This window comes from Acidimicrobiia bacterium (assembly GCA_041676705.1).
Taxonomy (GTDB): Bacteria; Actinomycetota; Acidimicrobiia; order Acidimicrobiales; family SKKL01; genus Actinomarinicola.
This window is the reverse complement of record JBAYRL010000025.1, coordinates 1-7497: the sequence shown is the minus strand read 5'-3', so window position 1 is coordinate 7497 and position 7497 is coordinate 1. Positions and strand designations below refer to the sequence as shown.

The 7497-nt window shown below is 56.4% G+C and carries 4 protein-coding genes; 2 read left to right on the top strand and 2 right to left on the bottom strand.

Annotation, left to right across the window (positions count from 1 at the left end; translation table 11 throughout):
- Positions 1-39: 39 nt before the first annotated feature.
- Positions 40-1755, bottom strand: coding sequence for a hypothetical protein (locus tag WC184_13295; protein MFA7478843.1), 1716 nt, complete (start codon positions 1753-1755; stop codon positions 40-42).
- A gap of 645 nt (positions 1756-2400) precedes the next feature.
- Between WC184_13295 and WC184_13290 the strand changes: the two genes are divergently transcribed.
- Together WC184_13290 and WC184_13285 are read left to right on the top strand one after the other, a co-directional pair.
- Positions 2401-3063, top strand: coding sequence for a hypothetical protein (locus WC184_13290; GenBank protein MFA7478842.1), 663 nt, complete (start codon positions 2401-2403; stop codon positions 3061-3063).
- Between the two features lie 414 nt (positions 3064-3477).
- Positions 3478-5775, top strand: coding sequence for a hypothetical protein (locus WC184_13285; protein MFA7478841.1), 2298 nt, complete (start codon positions 3478-3480; stop codon positions 5773-5775).
- Positions 5776-5835: 60 nt separating this feature from the next.
- On the opposite strand, the gene WC184_13280 is transcribed toward WC184_13285, so the two are convergent.
- The coding region (locus WC184_13280; GenBank protein ID MFA7478840.1) for a 30S ribosomal protein S1 at positions 5836-7497 on the bottom strand (1662 nt) is incomplete at its 5' end.

Genomic DNA, 7497 nt, shown 5'->3' with positions numbered 1-7497 from the left:
GGTGGGGGGTGTAAAGGCGGGTGGGGATACCCGGATGGACTACTTGTTGGTTGCCACAGAACGGACAAGATCGAGTTCACGGTCCAAGACGCTCGCCCACTCATTGCCGGAGCTCGGCAAGAAAATGCCAGTCTCGCCGATGACCCGTCCAGCACGCAACTCGCCGACGTCCCAGATTATGTCGATCTCGCTTTTCAGTCTGTAGAGCTTTGCTTCGGAGTCATACTCAATCTCAACGCCGTCCAGGTTCTCGCGAAGTTGATGTCGGAACTGGTGAAAGTACGACTTAGCGGCGGACGGCTTCTCATCGGGAAAGATATCGGACATTATTCGCCGAAGCGAAACAGCCTTATTCTCCAAGAAGTAGGTCAAGACCTCTACCCCACGTCTTAGGGGTATGTGTACCGGCTTTCCGTCGAGTGCAAGTTTCTCGTTACCTAACGTATGAACCTCAAGCACTACCGGTGCTTCCCCTGCAATTCTAGGGTGAGTCTTGAACGCGGTTTCCCGAAGTCCAGGAGTAGCGAGCAACGCCCACTCGCGGGCCAAAAGCGCTGGGTTCTGCAAGGAAATGCTGAGTGCCTGAAGATCGTCGAGTTCGCGCTGCCAGGTGTCGTCACCTAGTTGCCTTAACAGGTCCGCGCGGTGAAGTTTCACTAACGCTTGCTCTTGCAGAAGCCCCATTTCACCGAAAGCGGTAACGAGCCCTTCAAGCTCTTGAAGTGTATGGGATTCTGTATAGCGCTCCATCCACAGGTTGAGGAGAACTTCACGAAAGCGGAACTGCAAGCGATCGGACTTGTCAGAAATCAGTGCTTGGGCACGGGTAATGTGCTCAACGGCACGAGGGAATTCTCCCCTCACGCCAAACGCACCTACAAGGGCCAGGTGGCTTATTAGTTCTTCGTAACTGAACTGAAGCCGGATAGCCCCTTCAACTGCCTGCGTAAAACGCTGAATTGCCATCGGTAGACTTCCATTTGCCATTGCAATCTGACCAAGTAGCCAATGGCGTTCGGGTTGATAGCGCTCCATGTCGGCAACCATCTCCAAGGCGTCAAGCTCGACAAGTGCTTCCCGATATCTTCCTAGATTCACCAATACAGTTGCGCGGCGTAACCGCATCTTCAGCAGTTCGCCTCCAGTTGTGGATACCAGGCCACGCTCGAGAAACCAGAGCGCCCGCTGAGAGCGACCTATTCGACCGTGAAGAACAGCGAGCTGCGCAAGTATGGACGGCGCTAGTACTGCGTACTCGGGTACACCTTGAATGCGGCGCCACGCCTCCTCCGCAGCTCGAAGCGCTTCACGTAGATTGCCGTTCGTTTCCTCTCTGATACTAAGTACTCTGTGGAATAGAGCCTTGTCATATGCTGTCAACTCATCGAAGTCTGCCTTTTGCAGCTCCTCAGACGCATCTGCACCCCGGTCGACAAATGGCAGCACATGGGCAAGGTAAACGTGTGCTCCAGCTTCACCCCGATTGGCCGCTCGGAATAATACTTCGAGGGCTTCCATGTCCCTGAGCATTTGAAAGTAGCAGACACCAACCCATCGGTCATCCTTCGGAGAAGGGCTTTGCAAGCCTTGGTAAGCGGCAATTCCCTCCTCAAAACGCTCTAAGAATGCCCATCCCTGTATCGGGCTTTCCAAGCGCACTCCTGGAAAGGTTCCTTGAACCAAGTCCCAAACGTCGGCCACGTCAGGCACAACGATAACGCAATTCCGACCGATTGAGCGTATAAGCCATGTCACAGGCGCATGTGAAAGCTCTATTGGAAGCCATATATGTGGTTGGAAGCGTGCGAAGGGTCCAACCACTAAGGATCCGCAGAAAGCACGTCCTAGAGCTCAAATATGCGATCTGGACCAGTTTTCGAAGGTGGATAAAGGCTTGATTTTGCAGTAGCAAGCTGCTAGATTTGGTGCAGCCGAAAAGGTTGGGAGACCATGAAGGCTCGGTGCGTGGGAGCGCAACGGTTCGGAAGAGGTTGGGTGGAGTGCGGGGTTGTAGGTCCACACCCATACTTTCCCCAGTAATAAAGAAGTTGCCCGCTGGGCAAGCGCAACACGGGTTGGGAGACCCGAAATTACTCTTTCAGGGTCTGGGATTGCTCTGACAGAGGGATGCTCGCAACACGCGAGTGAATTCGGAAGGATGGGACAAATGAAGAACACTGGTAAGCGCATTTTCGCCGCAATCGTTTTCGCTGCTATCATTGCTATGCCGTTGATTGTCTCGGCGGGAATGACTGCTTCGCAGCGCTAAGTAACTTTCGTTACAAGTAGTAGCTTGTTGCGCGGCCCACCATTCGGTGGGCCGCGCTTCTTGCGTCGTGGTCGGCAAATATACGCTAGATACACGGTGCCACGCTAGTATCTCTCCGAGGTGAGTAAAGAGTGGTACGTGTTCAGACACTAGAGCTAGAGAACGGGCACTCCAGCGAAAGTGCGGGCCTCGCTTCGAGCATGCGAGTTGGGCATGGCGGGTTTAGTTCGATCTTTCCGAAGCCGCTGCAGACTCTACTTCTATTGGGTTGCGCGATATTGCTTGGTGGGTTGAATGTACTAGTCGCGAAAATGGCGCTGGTAGTTGGGGCGATCCCATTCATTGTCACTTTGCTCCTGGGCTTTGTATTCCTCGCCCTTTGGATTGCGCTTTCCCTGCCAACGGGTCCGTCAAAGGAGCCGAGCCGGTCCGAGGCATCTGACAGTCCGGTCATGTTGGGAGACCAACATTCGACTTCCAGTTCGTGCACCGATCGGTTGGAGCGGGTGGCTTCACTTGTTTCCCGGCTGAAGAGTGAAAAGGCCACCGCATCAGTATCACTTGGTTGCGAGGTGGAGGCGGGTGTTCCCGACAAGATAGACGCGGTCGTGTCAGCGTTCATTGAACTTGTGGAAGATGACTCAATTGCTCCGCCACTTCGAGTGGACCAGGCGCTGGTGATTCTCCGCTACCGAGCAGGAGAGAGCTTCGGGTTGTCGCAGGTGGCGAGCCTTGAAGATGCGCTCTTAACCGAGAGATGTTCAGGGAGATATGAAGCTTTTTGTGCAGTCTAGGGGTGTGCAAGTTGGGACTGCCGATAGTGGGCCCCATTACCACAAGTGGTGAAAGGTTTTGACAACTACTAGGCTTTTGCCTAGTTTGGCCACATCGGGAACTGGATACATGCAATTCTGAAGCTCACGCCAAAGTCGAGTTCTTAAGCGGCAAACGAGCGCTCCCCGCAGGGTGGGACCGCGGCCCACTTCCAACCGATAGCCGCTATTAGAGAATACGGCGGCGTTTCGATGGGGGTCGACATGTATGCGAAGTCGTGGTGTGACCGAGTTGTAGGCGAGCTAAGAAGGCTACCCAGTCGGACAGTTCTAATCTGCAGTCGTGAATCAGGAATTGACTATGCTGTCCACCGCCTACATGGTCTCGATTCTCCCAGAGTCACATTTTGGGTTGATCACGAAGATCAAGAGCCCGTGCTTGGTCGTCTGCTTTCCGAAGCGGTAGCAGCTGGACTAGGACCTACGCTCTTTAGCGGAGGCGCTACCGTCCGTCAGGTGCTTCAGGCACTAAGCGAGTATCAGCATGTTTTCGGCCCCATAATGGTTGTTGTCGGATGGGCGCATCTAACTGAGTCTGTACTGGAACAGTTGGTAGAGGCCACTTCAAGAGAGTCGACCCTAATAGTGGTTGCTGACCGAGATTCGACGATTCCGAGCCTGCAGGGATTTCGTGTAGTCGAAAGCGATTTCTTGACAATGAGCGACGAGGAAGCCGTTAGTGAAGCTAGGGGTGCTGTATCTGACGTTAGCCTAGTAGAACTACTATCCGAGTCTAGAGGGCAGTTCGCCCGATTCAAGTCACGACTAATGAAGGAACTAGGGGAGTCGGCAGGAATTGCGCTCCGTAGTGGACACTGGGCCTGGGGAGATGCCGTTGCAGTTGACGGTGTACTGGACGCCCTAATTGACCGAGAACGCTGGGCTGATGCATTCGACCTAGCCACGGCCAGAGCAAGTGAACGATTGACTGAGTTTATCGATGATGCGGGAAACTTCTACTTCAATAACGGGTCTTACTCATACCTGTTGTCACGGCTCGGCGCCCTGCCCCCCGATGTCAAACGGGATGAGAAGATTGCCTATTGGCTTGTGTCTGCGGCCCTGGCAACCAATCGCCACCATGAATTGGGGGGCCATGTCGAAGCGGTAATGCAGTCCTCTGAGGCGCCGGAAGTCCGTGCTTCTACGGCGGTAGTCTCGCCTACGTCTGGCATGCTGGCTGAAACCTCTCGGGCAGTTGAAATGCTCCGATCACCCGCGACTCTCCGCGCCCATGGGTTTGCACTAGCTTGGGCTGGGGAGAGAGCCGAACCTATAGCACTGTTCCGCGAGGCAATGAGGCAGGCAGAGAGGGAAGGCGCCGACCACCTTGTAGTTGCGTGCGGTGTAGATATTGCTGAGGTGGAGATTCGGCAAGGGAATTATAGGAGCGGAGCCGAGTGGGCAGAGTGGGCGCTAGCTGAGTACGGAAGGCGGGGAATTCATGAGAGCCTTCGATACAAGGCCGCTACCGCAACCAACGCATTTGCAAGATTGTTGCTGGGAGAGGAACGAGTTGCAGAGCACCTGCTTCAAGGGATCGGCGACAGCAGGGAGTACATTGGCGTTCCAGGATATGAAGGCATCACCTCGACCTGGGGAGATTTAGCCTTACTAAAGGGAGAATTGGAAGAAGCACGCTCGCTCTATAGCGGTATCCACGAGGCTGCGCCAATTGATGTGTTCTGTTTCACCACACTTAGTCTGGTGGCTGTTCACATTGCCAGGGGAGACTGGGAGTCGGCGCGTCGTGCGGCAGACACAGCTTACGCACTTAGTAGGTCTTCTACCCCGCACGAAAAGGCACTCGGAGACTTAATTCTAGGAATTGCATTGAGTGAGGCCGAGCCATCAGTTGCGGAACAGCATTTGCTAAGTGCCATCGAGAACCTAGCGGCGGAGGTCCATCGTGCACAGGCCGCGGCCTGGCTCGCAATAGCTCGCAGTAATCAAGGCAAGAGGAAAAGCGCAGTTCAAGCCTTGAAGCTGGGAAGTCGCGGGATAAGGGAACTTGGGGAATCCGGTTGGCGCCTAATCTGCGCGGAGCACCCATCAACTGAGCTCATAAGGCGACTTTGGACCGAGTCAGAGTACGAGTTCGAGCTCAATTTCCTGGGAGCTAAGCGGGTTCGCACTGAAAAGAAGGACGTGGTTATCGGACTGCGCTCAGCTGAGATCTTGGCCATTCTGTCGATCTATTCCAATGGTCTTTCAGGTGAACGTCTTCATGCCTACATGTATGGTGACGAGCAGTTTCCACGCTCCACGCTTAAGGCGAGCATTTCTCGGCTGCGTGAACTAGTTCCTATTGGGTCTAGCCCCTATAGAATTGACGCAACCTATCAGGCGGACTTCCTTCGGTTAGTAGAGTTGGTTTCTATTGGCGAGCTCCAAAGAGCTCTGAACATTTATGGTGGTCCGTTGTTACCCGAATCCGAATCACCACTTATTGGAGAGTGGCGAGAACACGTAGACGAGGCAATCCGTTCGGCGGTCCTTAAGTCATGTGATGCCGACCTCCTGATTCAACTCGGGACCCAACTAGATAACGACCTCGAAGTTTGGGAGGCTGCGAAGAACTGCATCCTGCCAGGTGACTATAGGCGGCCCGTAATAAATGCTCGCATTCGTCGAGTTCGAGCGTCCTGGGAACGGGAAACCATCCCCCAGTAATATGGAATGTGGGCCCCAACCGGGGCCCACAAAGCGCGTCACGCTAGCAGAAGTTAGTGCCTACCCCAACTCATCCTCATCGTCACCGGCATCCGCAGCGACTTCTTCTTCGGCTGCTTCCTCGGCAACTTCAACGGATTCGTAGGCTTCCTCAGCGGCAGCGCCAGCGGGGCGCTTGCCTTCGCGGAAGGCGGCGGTAAGCAGAGCGGCGGCTTCCGCGGCGTCAATAGCGTTTTCCGGATCAACCGGCGCCACATCCGCCTTCGGAGCTTCGGTCTTCACTTCCTCCACCACTTCAGCGGCGGCTTCCTGCACGGGCTCCGCAACGGCCTCCACGGTGGCCTCAGGAGCCTCCACAGCCTGTTCCGCTACAGGTGCGGCCTCAGCGGCCTCATCCTCAGCCTTAGTGTCGCCCAGACCGAACTGCGCGAACAGGTCGGCGTACACGTCGCCCAGCTTGGTGGTGCTCTTGCTGCCAGCGTCGGCAGCCACGTAGCTGTAATCGTAGTCGATGCCCTCGCTGCGGCGGCCGCGGCGACCGCGGCGAGCGCCCGCACCGGCACCCGCGGCGCCGGGGAAGCCCCCGCGCTGCTGGCCACCAGCCGGAGCGTTACCACCGAACTCGGCGGCGTTCTCCGGAGTGAACGGCAGCATGCGCTTACGGCTAAGGCTGGCGCGCTGCTCCACCGGGTCGATGTTCAGGATAACGGCGGTCACTTCGTCGCCCTTATTGAAGTGCTCCGTGATCTCTTCAATATGGTCGTGCGAGAGCTCGGAAATGTGCACCAGACCCTCGATGCCCTCTTCGATCTCCATGAACACGCCGAAGTCGGTGATGCCCGTAATGGGGCCAGTGACCTCAGTGCCGGGCGGGTAACGGTCCGGCAGGCTGCTCCACGGGTCGGGCTGGGTCTGACGCAGGCCCAGCGAAATGCGCTGCTGCTGCGTGTCGATCTTGAGGATCATGGCCTCAACGCCTTCGCCCTCGGTAAGAGCTTCCTTAGGGTGGCGAATGCGCTTGGTCCAGCTCATCTCACTGACGTGGATGAGGCCCTCCAGGCCCGGCTCGATCTCGACGAACGCGCCGAACGGAGTGAGGTTAGTGACGTTGCCCGTAATGCGCTGACCGATGGTGTAGTGCGCCAGCACGTTCTCCCACGGGTTAGCCGCGAGGTTCTTCATGCTGAGGTTAATGCGCTCGCGCTCGAGGTCCATGTCGAGAACCTCGACCTTGACCTTGTCGCCCACCTTAACCACGTCGCGCGGATGGCTGAAGCGGCCGTGAGTGAGCTCGCTGCGGTGCACCAAGCCGTCGACGCCGCCCAGGTTCACGAAGACGCCGAAATCGGTTATTTCGACAACTTCGCCTTCCAGGCGAGCACCCGGCTCGAGGCGCTTGAGGGTGTCTTCCTTCAGGTGCGCTACTTCGTCTTCGAGTATGGCGCGGCGCGAGATGATTACGCGGTTACGGCGCCGGTTCAGCTCGATGATCTTGACCTTCATGCGGCGACCCACGTAAGGCGAAAGGTCGTTCACGCGGCGAATGTCGACCTGGCTGGCTGGCAGGAACGCGCGCACGCCGAGGCTGGCCACCAGGCCGCCCCGCACCTTCTCGACTATCTCGACCTCCACGGGCTTACCTTCGTCGTGAATGGTCTGCAGAAGGTTCCAGGCGCGCTCCTGATCGGCGCGCTTCTTGGAAAGCACGATGGTGCTGTTAGG